General features: G+C 65.4%; 1 protein-coding gene. It reads right to left on the bottom strand.

Features of this window, described 5'->3' with window-relative positions; all coding sequences use genetic code 11:
• Positions 1 to 1,992, bottom strand: a 1,992-nt coding sequence (locus BMX67_RS19275) for a pyruvate carboxylase (RefSeq protein WP_090738352.1), incomplete at both ends; no start/stop codon positions are given.

The following is a 1,992-nucleotide window of genomic DNA, read 5'->3' as shown; positions in this document are numbered from 1 at the left end:
TCGATTTCGATCATGAGGTCTTTTGCGTCGAGTTGTGCGCCTGGGGTGACGTGGAGTTTTTTGACGGTTCCGTCGCGGTCGGCGTGGATGCCGGTTTCCATTTTCATGGCCTCGATGGTCAGCAGCATGTCGCCCTGTTTCACGGCCTGGCCCTGGGTGACCGCGACCGAGGCCACGACGCCGGGCATCGGGGCGCCGATATGGGCGGGGTTGGACGGGTCGGCCTTGGGGCGGGCCACCGTTTCGGCCTTGACCTTGCGGTTGGGCACCCGGATCGAGCGCGGCTGGCCGTTCAGTTCGAAGAACACCTTCACATCGCCGTTCTCGTCGGTCTCGCCGATGGCCTGAAGCCGGATTTCCAGCGTCTTGCCGGGATCGATCTCGGCGGTGATTTCCTGCCCCGGCTCCATCCCGTAGAAGAAGTTGCGCGTCGGCAGGGTGCGCACCGGGCCATAGGTCCGGTGGCGGCCCATGTAGTCCAGGAACACCTTGGGATACATCAGATAGCCGTTCAGATCTTCGTCATCGACGGGCTTGCCTTCCAGATCCTCGCTCAGCTTGCGGCGGATATCCTCAAGGTCGACGGGCGGCAGATGCGCGCCGGGGCGGTCGGTGATCGGGGCCTCGCCCTTCAGCACCTTGGCCTGCAGCGCCTGCGGCCAGCCGCCCGGCGGCTGTCCCAGATTGCCGCGCATCATGTCGATCACGCTGTCGGGAAAGCTGACATCGAAGCCCGGATCGACCACCTGTTCGGGGGTCAGGTTCTGCGCCACCATCATCAGCGCCATGTCGCCCACCACCTTCGAGGAGGGCGTGACCTTGACGATATCGCCGAACAGGCGGTTCACATCGGCATAGGCCTGCGCGACCTCGTGCCAGCGATCCTCGAGGCCCATGCTGCGGGCCTGCGATTTCAGGTTGGTGAACTGGCCGCCCGGCATTTCATGCAGATACACCTCGGAGGCGGGCGATTGCAGGCCGGATTCGAAGGCCGCATAGTTTTCGCGGACCCGTTCCCAGTAATTGCTGATCGCGCGGATCGCCTGGATGTCCAGGCCGGTGTCGCGTTCGGTCCCGGTCAGGGCCTCGACCACGGAACCGATGGTCGGCTGGCTGGTATTGCCCGACAGCGCGTCCATCGCGCAATCGACCGCATCGACACCCGCATCGGCCGCCGCCAGGATCGTCGCGCCGCCCATGCCGCTGGTGTCATGGGTGTGGAAATGGACCGGCAGGCCGACCTCTTCCTTCAGGGCCTTGACCAGCACCCGCGCCGCGGCGGGTTTCAGCAGCCCCGCCATGTCCTTCAGGCCCAGCACATGCGCACCCGCGGCCTTCAGGTCCTGCGCCATCCCGACATAGTATTTCAGGTCGTATTTCGACCGGTCGGGATCCAGCATGTTGCCGGTATAGCAGACGGTCCCCTCGCAGATCTTGCCGCTTTCGATCACCGCATCCATCGCGACGCGCATGTTCTCGACCCAGTTCAGGCTGTCAAAGACGCGGAACACATCCACGCCGGTTTCAGCCGCCTGACGCACGAAGAACTGCACCACATTGTCGGGATAATTGGTATAGCCGACGCCGTTGCTGGCCCGCAGCAGCATCTGCGTCATCAGGTTCGGCATCTTTTCACGGATGTCGCGCAACCGCTGCCAGGGGCATTCCTGCAGAAAGCGATAGGCCACGTCGAAGGTCGCGCCACCCCAGCATTCCACGCTGAACAGCTGCGGCAGGTTCGCCGCATAGCTGGGCGCGACCTTGATCATGTCGATCGACCGCATCCGCGTGGCCAGCAGCGACTGATGCCCGTCGCGCATCGTCGTGTCGGTGATCAGCAGCCTGCTTTCGCCCAGCATCCAGTCGGCCACGGCCTGCGCGCCCCGGGCCTCCAGCAATTGCCGCGCGCCCGGCGCGGGATCGGCGTCGGGTTTCGGCGGCACCGGCGGGCGGGCCTGCGCGGGCGGCAGGGCGCGGCCCGCGGTCTCGGGG

This window comes from Paracoccus homiensis (assembly GCF_900111675.1).
Classification (GTDB): domain Bacteria; phylum Pseudomonadota; class Alphaproteobacteria; order Rhodobacterales; family Rhodobacteraceae; genus Paracoccus; species Paracoccus homiensis.
The sequence above is the reverse complement of the archived record's forward strand: the minus strand, read 5'-3'. Positions and strand labels throughout refer to the sequence as shown.